13 protein-coding genes and 1 tRNA gene are annotated in these 15,608 nt (G+C 72.1%); 9 read left to right on the forward strand and 5 right to left on the reverse strand.

Annotation, left to right across the window (positions count from 1 at the left end; all coding sequences use genetic code 11):
• Positions 1 to 106: 106 nt before the first annotated feature.
• Positions 107 to 1,768 carry a dolichyl-phosphate-mannose--protein mannosyltransferase gene (locus FBZ33_RS02210; RefSeq protein WP_370453067.1) on the reverse strand — a complete coding sequence of 554 codons (1,662 nt, stop codon included), beginning with the start codon at positions 1,766 to 1,768 and terminating at the stop codon, positions 107 to 109.
• 132 nt (positions 1,769 to 1,900) lie between these two features.
• On the opposite strand from FBZ33_RS02210, the gene rsmI reads away from it, so the two are divergent.
• Positions 1,901 to 2,749, forward strand: a complete 849-nt coding sequence (rsmI, locus tag FBZ33_RS02215; RefSeq protein ID WP_088951415.1) for a 16S rRNA (cytidine(1402)-2'-O)-methyltransferase — start codon at positions 1,901 to 1,903, stop codon at positions 2,747 to 2,749.
• 41 nt (positions 2,750 to 2,790) lie between these two features.
• Here the strand turns inward: rsmI and FBZ33_RS02220 are convergent, their stop codons facing one another.
• A complete protein-coding gene (locus FBZ33_RS02220; protein WP_141907833.1) occupies positions 2,791 to 3,522 on the reverse strand; it encodes a hypothetical protein in 732 nt (243 codons plus the stop codon).
• A gap of 422 nt (positions 3,523 to 3,944) precedes the next feature.
• Here FBZ33_RS02220 and metG point away from each other — a divergent pair, with 422 nt between their 5' ends.
• On the forward strand, positions 3,945 to 5,747 hold the full coding sequence (metG, locus tag FBZ33_RS02225) for a methionine--tRNA ligase (RefSeq protein WP_141907834.1): 1,803 nt from the start codon (positions 3,945 to 3,947) through the stop codon (positions 5,745 to 5,747).
• Positions 5,748 to 5,793: 46 nt separating this feature from the next.
• Here the strand turns inward: metG and FBZ33_RS02230 are convergent, their stop codons facing one another.
• On the reverse strand, positions 5,794 to 7,041 hold the full coding sequence (locus FBZ33_RS02230) for a hypothetical protein (protein WP_141907835.1): 1,248 nt from the start codon (positions 7,039 to 7,041) through the stop codon (positions 5,794 to 5,796).
• 125 nt (positions 7,042 to 7,166) lie between these two features.
• Here FBZ33_RS02230 and FBZ33_RS02235 point away from each other — a divergent pair, with 125 nt between their 5' ends.
• The 6 genes from FBZ33_RS02235 (at position 7,167) to FBZ33_RS02260 (ending at position 13,184) form a co-directional block, all read left to right on the forward strand.
• Positions 7,167 to 8,066, forward strand: coding sequence for a TatD family hydrolase (locus FBZ33_RS02235; RefSeq protein ID WP_088951418.1), 900 nt, complete (start codon positions 7,167 to 7,169; stop codon positions 8,064 to 8,066).
• A gap of 46 nt (positions 8,067 to 8,112) precedes the next feature.
• Positions 8,113 to 8,982 (forward strand): 16S rRNA (adenine(1518)-N(6)/adenine(1519)-N(6))-dimethyltransferase RsmA, encoded by an 870-nt coding sequence (rsmA, locus tag FBZ33_RS02240; RefSeq protein ID WP_099850378.1) that lies wholly within the window; start codon positions 8,113 to 8,115, stop codon positions 8,980 to 8,982.
• Positions 8,983 to 9,069: 87 nt separating this feature from the next.
• Complete coding sequence (locus FBZ33_RS02245) at positions 9,070 to 10,020, forward strand: 4-(cytidine 5'-diphospho)-2-C-methyl-D-erythritol kinase (protein WP_141907836.1); 951 nt, start codon at positions 9,070 to 9,072, stop codon at positions 10,018 to 10,020.
• A gap of 120 nt (positions 10,021 to 10,140) precedes the next feature.
• The gene (locus FBZ33_RS02250) at positions 10,141 to 11,949 is read left to right on the forward strand and encodes an ABC-F family ATP-binding cassette domain-containing protein (RefSeq protein WP_088951421.1); all 1,809 of its coding nucleotides are present in this window, start codon (positions 10,141 to 10,143) and stop codon (positions 11,947 to 11,949) included.
• A gap of 100 nt (positions 11,950 to 12,049) precedes the next feature.
• Complete coding sequence (locus FBZ33_RS02255; protein ID WP_088951422.1) at positions 12,050 to 12,505, forward strand: DUF4383 domain-containing protein; 456 nt, start codon at positions 12,050 to 12,052, stop codon at positions 12,503 to 12,505.
• Between the two features lie 202 nt (positions 12,506 to 12,707).
• Positions 12,708 to 13,184, forward strand: a complete 477-nt coding sequence (locus FBZ33_RS02260) for a DUF4383 domain-containing protein (protein ID WP_088951423.1) — start codon at positions 12,708 to 12,710, stop codon at positions 13,182 to 13,184.
• 49 nt (positions 13,185 to 13,233) lie between these two features.
• Here FBZ33_RS02260 and FBZ33_RS02265 read toward each other — a convergent pair whose 3' ends face one another.
• On the reverse strand, positions 13,234 to 13,947 hold the full coding sequence (locus tag FBZ33_RS02265; protein ID WP_088952186.1) for a TetR/AcrR family transcriptional regulator: 714 nt from the start codon (positions 13,945 to 13,947) through the stop codon (positions 13,234 to 13,236).
• A 224-nt stretch (positions 13,948 to 14,171) separates the two neighbouring features.
• The gene (locus tag FBZ33_RS02270; RefSeq protein WP_141907837.1) at positions 14,172 to 15,137 is read right to left on the reverse strand and encodes an acyl-CoA desaturase; all 966 of its coding nucleotides are present in this window, start codon (positions 15,135 to 15,137) and stop codon (positions 14,172 to 14,174) included.
• 371 nt (positions 15,138 to 15,508) lie between these two features.
• Between FBZ33_RS02270 and FBZ33_RS02275 the strand changes: the two genes are divergently transcribed.
• Positions 15,509 to 15,580, forward strand: a tRNA-Gln gene (locus FBZ33_RS02275).
• Positions 15,581 to 15,608 lie beyond the last annotated feature (28 nt).

Genomic DNA, 15,608 nt, shown 5'->3' on the forward strand with positions numbered 1-15,608 from the left:
CAGTGCCCGCAGGGGTCGCAGTGCCCGCAGGGTCACAGAAGGGCCCGCACGCTTCGGCGTGCGGGCCCTTCTTCGTCGCGCTGTGCGGCGCGTCGCCTGTCGGTGCTTATATCCACCGACCGTCGAGCCACATCCGGGACAGCCAGTCCGAGTACGGAATCACCTTGCCGACGAAGATCGGATAGAAGTACGCGAAGCAGAGCCCCACCAGCAGCACATACGCCCCGGCCGCGATGCTGCCCACCAGTCGACGTTCGTAGCTCGGGTCGCCGGGCACCAGCGGTGCCACCTCACCCACGTCACCCCCGGCGGGCGCGATCAGCGCGCCGAGCACGTACACCACGGCAAGCACCAGGAACGGCAGCGCCGGCGCGGCGTAGAACGAGAACATCGTGCGGCCGTCGAGAGCGAACCAGAACCAGGGCAGCAGCCCGGCCGCCACGGTCAGCAGGATCGCGCCAGCCCGCCAGTCGCGGCGGGCCAGACCCAGCCAGGCCAGCGCCGCCAGGGCGGGCAGGAACGACCACCAGAGCAGTGGGGTGCCGAGCAGCAGGATCTCGGAGGCGCAGGTCGGTGCGCCGCACGCCCCGTCACCGGACCAGTGGAACGCCACCGGCCGGCCGAGCAGCAGCCACTGCCACGGCCACGACTGGTATTTGTGCGCGTCGTCGAGCTGGGCGTGGAAGCCGTACGCCGCCCGGTGGTACTCGAAGAGGTTGATCAGCGGCCCGATCACCGGGCGGTCGCTGAGCGGGGCGCTCGGGTAGGCCGACGCGAGCCGGTAGTAGCCGTCGTCGGTGAGCAGCCAGCCCGACCAGGTGGCGACATAGGTGGCCAGCATGAGCACACCGGCGAGGACCAGCCAGGGCAGCTCGTCGAGCACTGTGTCCCGCCAGGGTCGGCGGACCCCCGCCGAGCGGCGGACGCCGACCTCCCAGAGGATCACCAGCAGCGCGAAGACCGGTACGAAATACAGAGCGCTCCACTTGACCGCGCAGGCGCAGCCGATCAACACTCCGGCTGCCAGCCGCCACCACGGCCAGGTGCGCCAACCGGTCGGCGGCCGGCCGGCGCGGCCCGGTTGGCTCGGGTCGAGCCCGTCGTCCAGGGCCCGCGCCCAGCGCCTGCGGCGGGCGTCCCGATCGAGCACCAACGCGCCGAACGCGGCCAACACGAAGAAGAGCAGGAAGATGTCGAGCAGCGCAGTGCGGGACAGCACCAGGTGGAAACCGTCCAGGGCGAGCAGCAGGCCGGCCGCGCAGCCGAGCACCGTCGAGCGGAACATCCGCCGACCGATGCGGACCAGCAGCAACACCGACAGGGTGCCGATCACGGCCGCCGAGAACCGCCAGCCGAACTCCGGCGTGGTGGTCATCAGGTGCCCGGGCACGGAGACCTTCGAATCCGCGTCCTGGTAGCCGAAGGCCCACTCGCCGAGGCCGATGAGCCACTTGCCCAGCGGTGGGTGCACGACGTACGACGGGACGTTGTCCTTGTAGTTCCACTCGACGCCGCGGGAGATCAGCCCGTAGCCGTCCTTGGCGTAGTAGGTCTCGTCGAAGATCTTGGTCTTGATGCTGGACAGCCCGACGAAGCGCAGGATCCCCGCGATGGCCACCACCACCGCCGTGGCCAGCCAGGAGAACCGGTCCACCTGGCTGTCGACGGTGGCGAACCTCCGCCGGAGCGCGGCGGACGCACCACCGCCACCGGCACTCGGTGCCGCCGGCTCCTGGTTGGGGCTGGGCTCGCCCGTCACCTCGACCATCTTGGCAGGCTCGGCACTCGGGCTCTGCGCTGTCGACGCACTCGTCACCCGGCGATCGTAGGCTGCCAAGGTGTCCTGTGGCGCCCGTCGTCCCTGATACCGGTATTCGCTGTCGATGAAGGAGACGAATTCGTGGGTGAAAAGTCCGAAGCTGGGCGCCTGATCCTGCTCGGTGCCCCGCTCGGCAACCCCGCCGACGCCTCGGCCCGGCTCCGGGAGGTGCTGAGCACCGCCGACGTGGTCGCGGCCGAGGACACTCGCCGGCTGACCCGGCTGGCCCGCGACCTCGACATCACGGTCGGCGGCCGGATCGTCTCCTACTTCGAGGGCAACGAGGAGCGGCGCACCCCCGAGCTGGTCGAGGTCATCCTGAGCGGATACGTGGTGGCACTGGTCACCGACGGGGGCATGCCGAGCGTCTCCGACCCCGGCTACCGCCTGGTCCGGGCCGCACTGGACGTCGGGGCGCCGGTCACCGTCGCCCCCGGGCCCAGCGCGGTCACCACCGCGCTGGCGGTCTCCGGGTTGCCCTGTGACCGGTTCTGCTTCGAGGGCTTCCTGCCCCGCACCCCCGGCGCCCGGCGAACCCGCCTGCGCGCGCTCGCCGCCGAGGAACGGACGCTGGTCTTCTTCGAGGCCCCGCACCGGATCGGTGCGGCTCTCACCGACCTCGCCGACACGTTCGGCGCGGACCGGCCAGCCGCACTCTGCCGGGAGCTCACCAAGACCTACGAGGAGGTGCTCCGCCGTCCCCTCGGCGAGCTGGCCCGGTGGGCCGCCGAGGGAGACCCGCGCGGCGAGATCACTCTGGTGGTGGCCGGTGCGCCGGTGATCGCCCCGGAACGCCCCGACGACGACACCCTGCGCGCGGCCGTCGCCGAGCGGGAGGCCGCCGGCCGGTCCCGCCGGGACGCCATCACCGACGTCGCCACCGAGTACGCGCTGCGCCGGCGCGACGTCTACACCATCGTGCACAGCTGACCCGGGCGCCCGGCCGTGCCGGGGTTCACCGGGCGACGCGCTCACCAGGCGAAGGCCAGGAAGCCGACGGTGATCAGCACGGGGCCGGCGATGGCCGCTGTCACGGCCCAGCGACGGTGCCGACGGCCGGGCAGCCGCGCCGACCCGGTCCACCGGACGATGCCGGCCGTGCAGGCCAGCACCACCAGCAGACCGGGCAGCCAGAGCAGGTGCCGGCCCACGCCGGTGTCCGCGTACGCGGTGCCGGCGTCCGGTCCCGTCATCCGTGCCGGCACCGATGTACCGCTCGCCTTCTCCCCGGCGGGTACGCCGCTGACCCGTACGCCGTGCGCGATGAACCGCCCGTCGTCGGCCGTGAACGTCCCCCGACACCGTTGGGTGAGCCCGTCACCGGTGCAGCCGTCGAGCACCACAGTGCCCACCCGGGCGTGCCCGACGGCGAGCCAGAACGGGCCGGCGCTGACCCAGGCGAAGAAGGCCGCCACCAGGCTCAGCGTCACCAGCGCGGCCAGCCCGGGCAGCGGATCGGGCGGTGGGGCCGTACGGCTCGGTGCCGGGCGGCCCACCGGGCGGAAGCCGCGGTCCCCCGACGGCGCCGGGTCCTCCCGCACCGGGGTGCCGTCCCAGTGCACCTCCTCGATCGGCGCCCAGAAGGCAGCGACGTCGTCCGGCGTGTCACCGTCGGACCGGCCCTCCCGTTGCAGGCGGCTCTGCTGGCGGACGGGCACTCGACGCGGCACCGCGTCCACCGGCGCGCCGGTGGTGGGTTCCATCTCGACGGCCTCCGTGGCGGCGGGTGCCGAGCCGACCGGGGGGCCTGGTAAGCCGGGCCGGTCGGCCCCGGGCTGCGGGGCGGGGCTCGGTCGCGGGCTGGGACTGGGGCGCGACGCGGAACCCGCGTCGGCTCCGGGCACCAACCGGGGCTGGGGTGCTACCCCGGCACTCCGGGGCGAGGCGGGGTCGAGGCCAGGGTCGTCGCCGACCGTCGGGCCGGTGCGAGGGTCCTCGTGGTCCCGTGCCGCTCGTCTGCCAGTCACGACGTTCATTGCACACCGGTCCGGGAGGCGGAACGGGCAGCTCGACCGCGTGTCGGCGACAAATCGGACCAATGGTGGAGGTGGTCCGGCCGGTCCGCCGGCCCGGCACCCCCCATTGGTTCGCGGTCGCCCCTGGCGGGTCACTAGGCTTGCTGCTCATGAGTCACGTTCTCGCGGCAGTGGCCTGGCCGTACGCCAACGGCCCCCGCCACATCGGCCACGTCTCCGGTTTCGGCGTTCCCTCCGACGTCTTCGCCCGGTACATGCGGATGGCCGGCCACCACGTGCTCATGGTCTCCGGCACCGACGAGCACGGCACCCCGATCCAGGTGCAGGCCGACGCCGACGGGGTGACCCCGCGCGAGCTGGCCGACCGGTACAACAGGGTGATCGTCGAGGACCTGCACGGCCTGGGTCTCTCCTACGACCTGTTCACCCGCACCACCACCCGCAACCACTACGCGGTGGTGCAGGAGTTGTTCGAGGGGATGTACCGCAACGGCTACATCGTGCCGAAGACCACCATGGGCGCGATCTCCCCGTCCACCGGCCGCACCCTGCCCGACCGTTACATCGAGGGCACCTGCCCGATCTGCGGGTACGACAGCGCCCGGGGTGACCAGTGCGACAACTGCGGCAACCAGCTCGACCCGATCGACCTGATCGACCCGAAGTCACGGATCAACGGGGAGACCCCGAAGTTCGTCGAGACCGAGCACTTCTTCCTGGACCTGCCCGCGCTGGCCGAGGTGCTGCGGCAGTGGCTGGACACCCGGGAGGGGTGGCGGCCCAACGTGCTGCGGTTCTCCCGCAACCTGCTCGACGACCTCCAGCCCCGGGCGATCACCCGTGACCTGGAGTGGGGCGTGCCGATCCCGCTGGACGGCTGGCGGGACCGGCCGGACAAGCGGATCTACGTCTGGTTCGACGCGGTGATCGGCTACCTGTCCGCCTCGATCGAGTGGGCCCGCCGCTCCGGCGACCCGGAGGCGTGGCGGCAGTACTGGTCCGCCGACGGTGCCGGTAAGGACTCCCAGTCCTACTACTTCATGGGCAAGGACAACATCGTCTTCCACTCGGTCATCTGGCCGGCGCTGCTCTCCGGATACTCCGGCGAGGGCTCCCGCGACGGTGCGCCGGGCGAGCTGGGTCGGCTCAACCTGCCCACCGAGGTGGTGTCGAGCGAATACCTGACCATGGAGGGGCGCAAGTTCTCCTCGTCGCGCAAGGTGGTCATCTACGTTCGTGACTTCCTGGAGCGCTACGACGCCGACGCGCTGCGATACTTCATCGCCGCCGCCGGCCCGGAGAGCAACGACACCGACTTCACCTGGGCCGAGTTCCTGCGCCGCAACAACGACGAGCTGGTCGCCGGCTGGGGCAACCTGGTCAACCGGTGCGTCTCGATGGCGGCGAAGAACTTCGGCGAGATCCCGCCGGTCGACCCGGCCGGGCTCACCGAGGCCGACGAGGCGCTGCTCGCGACCTCTCGGGCCGGCTTCGCCACAGTGGGCGACCTGATCGGCCGGCACCGGCAGAAGCAGGCCATCGGTGAGGCCATGAGGGTGGTCGCCGAGGCCAACAGATACCTCTCCGAGCAGGCCCCGTGGAAGCTCAAGGGCGAGGCGGAGAAGCCCCGGATGGGCACCATCCTGCACGTCGCCCTCCAGGTGATCAGCGACGCGAACACGCTGCTCACCCCGTTCCTGCCGCACTCGGCTCAGCAGGTGCACGAGCTGCTCGGCGGCACCGGTGTGCACGCGCCGATGCCCGTCATCGAGCAGGTCGACGACCTGGACGGCGGGCCGTCGTACCCGGTGCTCACCGGGGACTACACCGTCGGCGCGCGCTGGGAGTCGGTGTCGATCGAGGCGGGCCGGCCGCTGGCAGCGCCGAAGCCGGTGTTCCGCAAGCTCGACCCGTCGATCGTCGACGAGGAGCTGGCCCGACTGGCCGACTGAACGCACGACGCCCCCGGTGGCAGGGCATCCGGCCGCCGGGGGGACGTCACATCACGTACCGGGTGTCCATCACCTGGTCGTCGCTCACCTCGGCGCCCGGTGCCCAGGTCTCGTAGATGCCGCGGTCGTGACACTGCGCGCCGGTGGCGACCACGGTGTCCGGGTCCGGGAAGCGCAGCCGCAATCGCAGCCAGCCGGCCTCCTCGCGCAGCACCAGGCACGGCACGCCCCGCCACTGGGCGAACCGGAGCCGGCGGGCCACCGCGTCCACCGGGTAGCGGGCCGCCCGGGTCATCGCCAACACCCGGAACCCGCCGGGCAGGTCGGCCACCGCCTCGTACTCGGTGTCGCCGTAGAGGCCCACCAACTGGGTGGAGCGCAGAGCGTCGCCGGTCGGCACGTACTCCTGGTCGGGGGAGAGGCCCGGCACCGCGGCGAGCAGGTGCCGCCACTGCGGACCCACCATCCGCAGCCAACCGCGCTGCTCCGCCTGGTACGTGTAGAGCACGACCTCCACCCCCTCGGCGGGGTAGGCGAGCAGGGTGGCGTTCGCCGGCATCGGCAGGTCGGCGAAGTCCCGGGTGATGAACTCGGGGATGAGCTGACCATTGCTCGGCACGAAGCCGGTGCCCAGCACCGGTGGGCCCAGCCGGTCCCGGGCGGCCAGCGCGGTCAGACCGCGGTGCGTCTCGCCCACCGGCACGTCGTAGTCGCCCGGGTCCGCGGCCCGCCAACGCAGCGCGTACGCGACGTCCGAGCCTTCCCGCCCGGCGTCACCGTCGGTGCGCAGCACCGTGGTGGCGGTCGGCGTACGCAGGTGCGCCACGTCGTGCTCGCGGAAGCAGAAGCCGTGCGGCAGCCAGCCCCGCACGTACCCGGCGAGCTGCCGGGCGGAGAGCACCTTCACCATCCGGGTGCCCCTCCGCACCACCGCCGAGGCACGCACCGAGGTCAGGACGGGGTCGCCCGCCGCGGACGGCTGCTGGCTGAGCTGGTGTACGTGCGCCCAACCGCGTTCCCGGTGCGCCGGCATCATCAGCGGCGTCTCCGGCTCCTCGGCCGGCTCGACCGCCCCGTGCACCGCGCTCGCCTCGGTGACGTGCACGAACCGGCGCCACGGCAGGGCGCTGCCCGGTCGGGGCGCCCGCTCGAAGCCGGCCACCTCCTCGGCGCTGAACAGCTCGTACGCGGCGCCCCGGGCGATCTCCTCGGCCGGGTACACGCCGCCGCCGAACGCCACGCGCAGCCCGGTACGTTCGCCGGCCGCGCCGCTCGCGTGAGGTGTGACGCTCACGGTACGGCCAAGCTGCTGTGACTCGGGGTTCGCTCGCTGCGCTCGCTCACCCGGCGACGGTAGAGTCGCGCGGCGTAGTCGAGGTGAACGTCGGGTGGCGGGCAGATGGCCAGGCCCGGTGTGTGATGCTGTCGCTGATGAGCGAGCCCACTGAATCCCGCCGAGAGCGTGCCGCCCGGCGGGCCGGAGAGTTTCCGCCCGCCCCCGAGCCGCTGCCCCGGCCGGTGCTGGACAGTCACACCCACCTGGACATCACCGTCAGCGAGGCCGGCGTGCCCGGCGGCGGGCCATCCGACGACCCGGTGGGCACGGCGATCGCGCTGGCCACCAAGGTCGGCGTGGACCGGCTGGTCCAGGTGGGCGTGGACGTCGCCTCCTCACGGTGGGGCGCGGACGCGGCCGACCGGTACCCCGCGGTGTTGGCCACCGTCGCGCTGCACCCCAACGAGGCGCCCCGCCTCACCGACCTCGACGAGGCGCTGCGGCAGATCGAGTCGCTGGCCGCCCGCGACCGGGTCCGGGGGATCGGCGAGACCGGGATGGACTTCTTCCGGACCGGCGACGACGGGCGTGCCGCGCAGGAGCACAGCTTCCGGGCGCACATCGCCATCGCCAAGCGGTACGGCAAGGCGCTGGTCATCCACGACCGGGACGCGCACGCGGACGTGCTGCGGATCCTCGACGACGAGGGCGCTCCCGACCGGGTGGTGCTGCACTGCTTCTCCGGTGACGCCGACTTCGCCCGCGAGTGCGTCCGCCGGGGCTACCTGCTCAGCTTCGCCGGCACCGTCACCTTCGGCAGCGCCACCGCGCTGCGCGAAGCCGCCGCACTCACCCCGGTCGACCAGATCCTGGTGGAGACCGACGCCCCCTACCTCACCCCGACGCCGCACCGCGGCCGGCCGAACGCCTCGTACCTGATCCCGCTGACCGTCCGCGCGCTCGCCGCGACCACCGGCAGTGACCTGGACGAGCTGTGCGCGGCCATCTCCGCCACCGGCGACCGTGCCTTCGGGCCGTGGTGAGCCCGGGCCGGCGGTCGGCCCCGACGTCGCCGCTACGCTGCCAGGCATGACCGGTCTTCTCGGCCCGGCGGAGATCCGGGAACTCGCCGCCCGGCTGGGCGTCGCGCCCACCAAGAAGCTGGGCCAGAACTTCGTGCACGACCCGAACACCGTGCGCCGGATCGTCACCGCCGCCGGGCTGACCCCCGACGACGTGGCCCTGGAGGTGGGCCCCGGCCTCGGTTCGCTGACCCTGGGGCTGCTGCCGGTCGCCGGGCACGTGCACGCCGTGGAGATCGACCCGGTGCTCGCCGGGGCGCTGCCGGAGACCGCCGCGCGACACGCCGGGGCGGACGCCGACCGGCTCACCGTGCACCGCGCGGACGCCCTGCGCATCCACGCCGCCGAGCTGGCCGATCCACCGCCGACCGCGCTGGTCGCAAACCTGCCCTACAACGTGGCAGTGCCCGTGGTGCTGCACCTGCTCGCCGTGCTGCCCACCCTGCGGCACGGCCTGGTCATGGTGCAGAAGGAGGTCGCCGACCGGCTGGTCGCCGGTCCCGGCTCCAAGGTGTACGGCATTCCGTCGGTCAAGCTCGCCTGGTACGCCCACGCCCGGGGCGCCGGCAAGGTGCCTCCGAACGTGTTCTGGCCGGTGCCCAACGTCGACTCCGGTCTGGTCGCCTTCACCTGCCACGAACCGCCCCGAACCGACGTACCCCGGGAACGGGTCTTCGCCGTTGTCGACGCGGCGTTCGCGCAGCGGCGCAAGACGCTGCGCGCCGCGCTCGCCGGTTGGGCCGGTAGCGCGGACCGTGCCGCCGCCGCGCTCACCGCGGCCGGCGTCGACCCCGGCGCCCGGGGGGAGTCACTGACCGTCGAGCAGTTCGCCGCCATCGCCGCGTCGGCTCCGGTCGGTACGCCGGCCGCGAAGTAGGCTGACGCCCGTGCCCGCCGAGGACGCCGAGGAGCAGATTGTGGCCAACCCCTTCGACATCCGCCTGCGCGTACGGGACCTGACCCCGTGACCGAGGCCTGGCGACCGGACGGCGAGGACGAGCGACGCGGGTCCATCGGGCCGGTGAAGGTCCGGGTGCCCGCGAAGGTCAATCTGCACCTCGGGGTGGGCCCGTTGCGCCGCGACGGCTACCACGAGCTGAACACGATCTACCACGCCATCTCGATCTACGACGAGCTGACGGCCCGTCGGGGTGACACCCTCGCTCTGACCATGGAGGGTGAGGGCACCGGCGAGCTGGCCCTGGACGACACCAACCTGGTGATCCGCGCGGCGCACGCCCTCGCCGGGTACGCGGGCGTGCTGCCACACGCCCGGCTGCACCTGCGCAAGCAGATCCCGCTCGCCGGTGGGCTGGCCGGCGGCAGCGCCGACGCCGCCGCCGCTCTGGTGGCCTGCGACGCGCTCTGGGGCACCGGGCTGTCCCGCGACGAGCTGGCCGGGATCGCCGCCGACCTCGGCTCCGACGTGCCGTTCCTGATCTACGGTGGCACCGCGCTGGGCACCGGCCGGGGCGAGGCGATCAGCCCCGTGCTCGCCCGCCCGACCTCCTGGCACTGGGTGGTGGCGATCGCCGACGGGGGCCTCTCCACTCCGGCCGCGTACCGCGAGTTGGACCGGCTGCGCGACTCCGGCGCCGCCGGCACCCCGCTGGGCTCCACCGACGCGTTGCTGGGCGCGCTGCGTCAGCGCGACCCCCGGGTGCTCGCCCGGACGCTCGGCAACGATCTTCAGGACGCCGCGCTGGCCATGCGCCCGGCGCTGGCCGACACCCTCAAGGCCGGCGAGGCGGCCGGCGCGCTCACCGGGATCGTCTCCGGCTCCGGCCCGACCTGTGTGTTCCTCACCGCCGACGCGGCCGACGCGGAGCGGATCGCCGCCGAGCTGAACGGCGCTGGTGTGTGCCGGGAGGCGCGGGTCGCGCACGGCCCGGTCGTCGGCGCCCGCGTCGGCTGACGGGTCGTCCCACCCGGCCTGCGGGCGCGCGGCGCGGGTGTCCGGGGCGTCCGCGTACCCTTGAGGGAGGCGTCCAGGTGCCCGCCGGCACCGGGACGCCTTGATCATGAAGGGTGGAACGTGGCGAACATCGTCAATCTGGACCGGGTGTCCAAGGGGTACGGCGCCGCCGGGCGGCTGCTCACGGACGTCTCGCTCGGTCTGGACGACGCCGACCGGATCGGCGTGGTCGGCCTCAACGGCGCCGGCAAGTCCACCCTGCTGCGGCTGCTCACCAAGCAGGAGGACCCCGACGACGGCCGGGTGACCCACCGCCGCGACCTGCGCGCGCTCTGGCTGCCGCAGCAGCTCACGCTCGCCCCCGACGCCACCGTCCGGGACGTCGTGCTCGGCACCGCCTGGCTCAACGAGGGCATGGGCGCCGAGCACGAGTGGGCCGGCGACGCCGGCGTCCGCGGCATCCTCGACGGCCTCGGCATGCCGCACCTCGGCCTCGACCAGCCGGTCGGCCCGATGTCCGGTGGCGAACGCCGCCGGGTGGCGCTCGCCGCGCTGCTCGTCCGCGACTCCGACCTGCTCATCCTCGACGAGCCCACCAACCACCTCGACGTCGGCGGTGTCGACTGGCTGGCCCGGCACCTGGTCGGCCGCAAGGGCGCCCTGGTCGTGGTCACCCACGACCGGTGGTTCCTGGACGCGGTCTGCACCACCACCTGGGAGGTCGCCGACCAGACCGTTCGCGCCTACGAGGGTGGATTCGCCGCCTGGACCCTCGCCCGCGCCGAGCGCGAGCGCGTCGCCGCCGCCACCGAGGCCCGTCGGCAGAACCTACTCCGCAAGGAGATCGCCTGGCTGCGCCGTGGCCCGCCGGCCCGGACGTCCAAGCCCCAGTTCCGCATCGACGCCGCGAACGCGTTGATCGCCGACGTGCCGCCGGCGCGGGACACCATGTCCCTGCAGCGCATGGCCACCTCGCGGCTCGGCAAGCAGGTGTACGACCTGGAGAACGTCGAGCTGCACGCCGGCCCCAAGGAGATCCTGCGCGACGTCACCTGGCTGGTCGGCCCCGGTGACCGGATCGCCATCCTCGGTGCCAACGGCGCCGGCAAGACCACCCTGTTGCGGATGCTCGCCGGCATCACCCGCCCCGACGGTGGCCGCCTCGGCACCGGCTCCACCGTGCGGCCCGCGTTCCTCTCCCAGGAGCTCACCGAGCTGCCCGGTCACCTCCGGGTGCTGGAAGCCGTCGAGGAGGTCGCCCGCCGGGTCCAGCTCGGTGACCGAGAGGTTTCCGCCGCGCAGCTCGCCGAGGTGTTCGGCTTCGACGACCGCCGACTCTGGACCCCGGTCAGTGACCTCTCCGGTGGGGAACGCCGCCGGTTGCAGATGCTGCGGCTGCTCGCCGGCGAGCCCAACGTGCTGCTCTTCGACGAGCCCACCAACGACCTCGACACCGACACCCTCGCCTCGCTGGAGGACCTGCTCGACTCGTGGCCCGGCACGATCATCGTGGCGAGCCACGACCGCTACCTGATCGAGCGGGTCACCGACACGGCGTACGGGATGTTCGGCGACGGTCGCCTGGTGCACCTGCCGGGCGGGGTGGACGAGTACCTTGCCCGGACGGCCGAGCGGGCCGGCTCCGCCCCCCGGGTCGGCGTGAACCCGACCGCCGCGCCCACCGGCCCGAGCGCGGGTGGCATGTCCGCTGCCGAGGTCCGCCAGGCCCGCAAGGAGCTGAGCCGGCTGGAACGGCAGCTCGGCAAACTCGACCAGCGCGAGACAACGCTGCTCGGTCAGCTCGCGGCGGACGCCACCGACTATGCCCGGGTGGCCGAGTTGGACACACAGCTCAAGGATCTGCGCGCCGAGCGGGAGCGGATCGAGGAGAGCTGGATGACCCTCGCCGAGGACCTGCCGGAGAGCTGACTGGGCCGGGCACGCCGGGCGAGGACCGTGTGCGGCGTCACACCGCCACATGCGAGACAATCGTCGGTGACACCTACCCCACGGCGTTGGAGACACAGACATGGCACACACCCCCGTCAACCACCCCGCGCGGCCGATCTACCGGGCGATCGGCGGGCTGACCGGTCTGTACCTGGTGGTCTTCGGTGTGCTCGGCATCATCGCGAGCATGGGCGACGAGATCCTCGCCCAGGACGACACCCGGGTCCTCGGTCAGGGCACCAACCTCGGCTTCTCGCTGCTCAGCGTGCTGCTCGGGATCATCGTGCTGGTCGGCACGGCCCTCGGCCGCAACATCGACGTGGCGATCAACCAGTGGCTGGCGTACGCCCTGATGGTGATCGGCCTGGCCGGCCTCGCGTTCATCCGGACCGACGCCAACATCTTCAACTTCAGCATCACCACCGTGGTCGTGGTGCTGGCGGCGTCCCTGGTGCTGCTGATGGTCGGCATGTACGGCAAGGTCGGGTCCGAGGATGAGGCGGAGGCGTTCCAGAAGGCTCGTCTCGTTCTCTGAGCTTTCCCTGGTTGCGGTGGTGGTTTTCGCCGGAGCCCGAGCTGCTCCGGGCGGTCAGGCTTGATCCCTGCGCAACTCGGGCTCCGGCGAAAACCTGACCTGGTCCTGCCTGTCGGCGGACCTCCGCCATTGTGGTTTTCCGGACAGTCGGCTCTGCCTGGGCGACAATCCTCCTGAAGCGGTTGATTCAGGGGGTCTCGGTATGCCGCACTTTCCGGTGAACCATCCGGCACGGCCGCTCTACCGGGTCCTGTCCGGTCTGATCGGCGTCTACATCCTGGTCTTCGGCGTCTGGGGCGTCGCCGAGACGATCGGTGACCCGCTCTTCGCCCGGACCAGCACCTGGGCCCTCGGACTCCGGACCAACCTGGCCTTCTCGCTCGCCTCGGTGATCTTCGGTGTCGTCCTGATCATCGGGGCGTCGCGGCGCAGCAACCTCGGCCACTACATGAACCTCATCGCCGGTGTCGTGTTCCTGGTGACCAGCATCCTGATGATGTCCGTGCTCCAGACCGAGGCGAACTTCCTCAACTTCTCGATGTCGACAGTGGTGGTGTCGATGCTGTTCGGCCTGATCCTGCTCGGCACCGGCCTGTACGACAAGATCGGCCCACCGGAGCACGCGGAGGCGGAGCTGGAGCGCCGCAAACACCCCGTGGCCGACGCGCACCGCCGCTGATCGGGCTCAACGGCGCTAGCCGTTCATCGGGCTCAGCGGCGCCGGCCGCTCATCGGGCTGAGGGGCGCCGGCTGGTGATCAGCGTCGGCTTCGCCTCCAGGTGCGACAACCCGTTCCAGGCCAGGTTGACCAGGTGCGCCGCCACCGTCTCCTTACGCGGCTTGCGGACCTCCAGCCACCAGCGCCCGGTCAGTGCCACCATGCCGACCAGCGCCTGCGAGTACAGCTCGGCGAGCTTCGGGTCGTACCCCCGGCTCTTGAACTCGGCACCCAGGATGTGCTCGACCTGGTGGGCCACGTCGTTCATCACGCTGCTGAAGTTGGCAGTGCCGGCCATCAGCGGCGACTCGCGGACCAGCACCCGGAAGCCGCTGGCGTCCTCCTCGATGTAGCCCAGCAGGGCCAACGCCGCCTGCTCCAGGAGCTCTCGGGGGTGCCCGGCAGTCAACGCCGTGGTGATCCGGTCCAGCAGGGCGCGGACCTCGCGGTCCACCACCACCGCGTACAGGCCTTCCTTGCCGCCGAAGTGCTCGTACACCACCGGCTTGGAGACCTTGGCGCGGGCCGCGACCTCCTCGATCGAGGTGGCGTCGAACCCGCGCTCGGCGAAGAGCTGCCGGCCGGTCGCGATCAACTGCTCCCGCCGCTGGGCCGCCGACATGCGGACCCGGGAGGCGGGTTTGGCCTTGGGTGCCGCGGCCGGGGCCGGCGGCGTCACCCGTCGGCCGCCGGCACCGGCATCGCCGTCACTGACCTCGGGCATGTCGCCGCCTCGCTGGCGCTCGGTGACGCCCTGCCGTGGAATGGTGCCTCCGCTGTGCCCGTTCACGTCGTCGCCTCACTGTCGGGCGGTGCGACCGCCCTGCCGCGCCGTCCGACCGTACCCGGATCGGGCCCGGCTCCCCGTCTGCCGAGCCGTCCGGTCCCCCCGCGTGGCTCGGTCACCCGGCCATCCTGCCAGGCGGCATGTCGGAGCACCGCCCGGTTTTAGTGGGGTGCGACCGGCTTCACCAGCTTCGCGGCGAGGCGTTCCGGCTTTGGCCAGCGCACCTGCGTCGCGGCGCCGACCTTCTCGAACAGCCAGATCACCCGGGCGGAGATGTCCACCTGGCCCCGCAGGACACCGTGCCGGGCGCTGGTCGGGTCGGCGTGGTGCAGGTTGTGCCAGCTCTCGCCGAACGACAGGATCGCCAGCGGCCAGAAGTTGGACGCGCGGTCGCCCTGACGCATCGCGAACGGGCGCTCGCCGTAGACGTGGCAGACCGAGTTGATCGCCCACGTGACGTGGTGCAGCAGACCGATCCGGACCAGCCCGGCCCAGAAGAACGCGGTCAGCGCGCCCTGCCACGACCAGGTCACCAGGCCGCCGATCAGCGCGGGGCCGAGCAGCGAGACGGCCACCAGCGCAGGGAAGAGCTTGTCGACCCGGCTGATGTCGCGGTCGGCGATGAGGTCCGGAGCGAAGCGCGCACGGTTGGACAGCTCCCGGCGGAACAGCCAGCCCACGTGTGCGTGGAACAGGCCTCGGGTCAGCGCCCAGAAGCTGGTGCCGAAGCGCCACGGCGAGTGCGGGTCGCCCTCCATGTCGGAGAACGCGTGGTGTCGGCGGTGGTCGGCGACCCACTGGATGATCTCGCCCTGCACCGCCAGGGAACCCGCGACCGCCAGCGACACCCGCAGCCACCGCTTGGCCTTGAACGAGCCGTGGGTGAAGTAGCGGTGGAAGCCGACGGTGATGCCGAGCCCGGAGACGACATACCAGACCAGGCCGATGACCACGTCGGTCCAGCCCAGCCAGCCGCCCCAGGCCACCGGCACGGCGACCAGCAGGGCGACGAAGGGGATGACCACGAAAGCCCAGAGGGCGGCCAGGATGCCGGTGGACTGGCTGCCGTCGGTGAGTGGTTTGGGGCCGGGTCCGGCGGTGTTGGGATCGAGCAGAGCAGTGGACATGGGACCTCGCAGGGGGATGGTTACGATCACGAAGCTACGCCTACGTCACCGTAACTTACGGCACCGTAGATCGCACGAGGAAGTTCGAAAGCTCTTCACGTGGCGGTCGAAAGCCGCAGGTCAGGTGCCGTCGGGGCGAGTGGGGCGGCGTCGTCCACTGACGCGACTCGACGTGCGCTGTCCCGGCACCCGGGAATCCCCGACATTCTGGGAACCGGGTTGATCAGCGGGCCCGCGTGGCAGGCTCTCGCCCCGCGCTCCCGGGTCGCTCCCGCTCTGCGGCGGGATGAGCGATGGCGTCCGACGGCAGGGACGCTAAGGTGTAGCGGCGGGATGTTCATCCCCCTGATGCGACGTGCTCGCGTCGCTGATCGGCCGTGGTGTAATTGGCAACACCCGGGTCTTTGGTACCCGTATTTCAGGTTCGAACCCTGGCGGCCGAGCTGCCCATCTACGTCCTGTTCAAGGGCC

The sequence above is a fragment of the Micromonospora sp. A202 genome (assembly GCF_006715105.1).
Taxonomy (GTDB): domain Bacteria; phylum Actinomycetota; class Actinomycetes; order Mycobacteriales; family Micromonosporaceae; genus Micromonospora; species Micromonospora zamorensis.

Coding starts and splice junctions, on each gene's coding strand:
- rsmA (WP_099850378.1), top strand. CDS start 8,113: ATGACCGGTCTTCTCGGCCCGGCGGAGATCCGGGAACTCGCCGCCCGG.
- FBZ33_RS02235 (WP_088951418.1), top strand. CDS start 7,167: ATGCTGTCGCTGATGAGCGAGCCCACTGAATCCCGCCGAGAGCGTGCC.
- FBZ33_RS02270 (WP_141907837.1), bottom strand. CDS start 15,137: ATGTCCACTGCTCTGCTCGATCCCAACACCGCCGGACCCGGCCCCAAA.
- FBZ33_RS02220 (WP_141907833.1), bottom strand. CDS start 3,522: ATGGAACCCACCACCGGCGCGCCGGTGGACGCGGTGCCGCGTCGAGTG.
- metG (WP_141907834.1), top strand. CDS start 3,945: ATGAGTCACGTTCTCGCGGCAGTGGCCTGGCCGTACGCCAACGGCCCC.
- FBZ33_RS02210 (WP_370453067.1), bottom strand. CDS start 1,768: ATGGTCGAGGTGACGGGCGAGCCCAGCCCCAACCAGGAGCCGGCGGCA.
- FBZ33_RS02255 (WP_088951422.1), top strand. CDS start 12,050: ATGGCACACACCCCCGTCAACCACCCCGCGCGGCCGATCTACCGGGCG.
- FBZ33_RS02265 (WP_088952186.1), bottom strand. CDS start 13,947: ATGCCCGAGGTCAGTGACGGCGATGCCGGTGCCGGCGGCCGACGGGTG.
- FBZ33_RS02260 (WP_088951423.1), top strand. CDS start 12,708: ATGCCGCACTTTCCGGTGAACCATCCGGCACGGCCGCTCTACCGGGTC.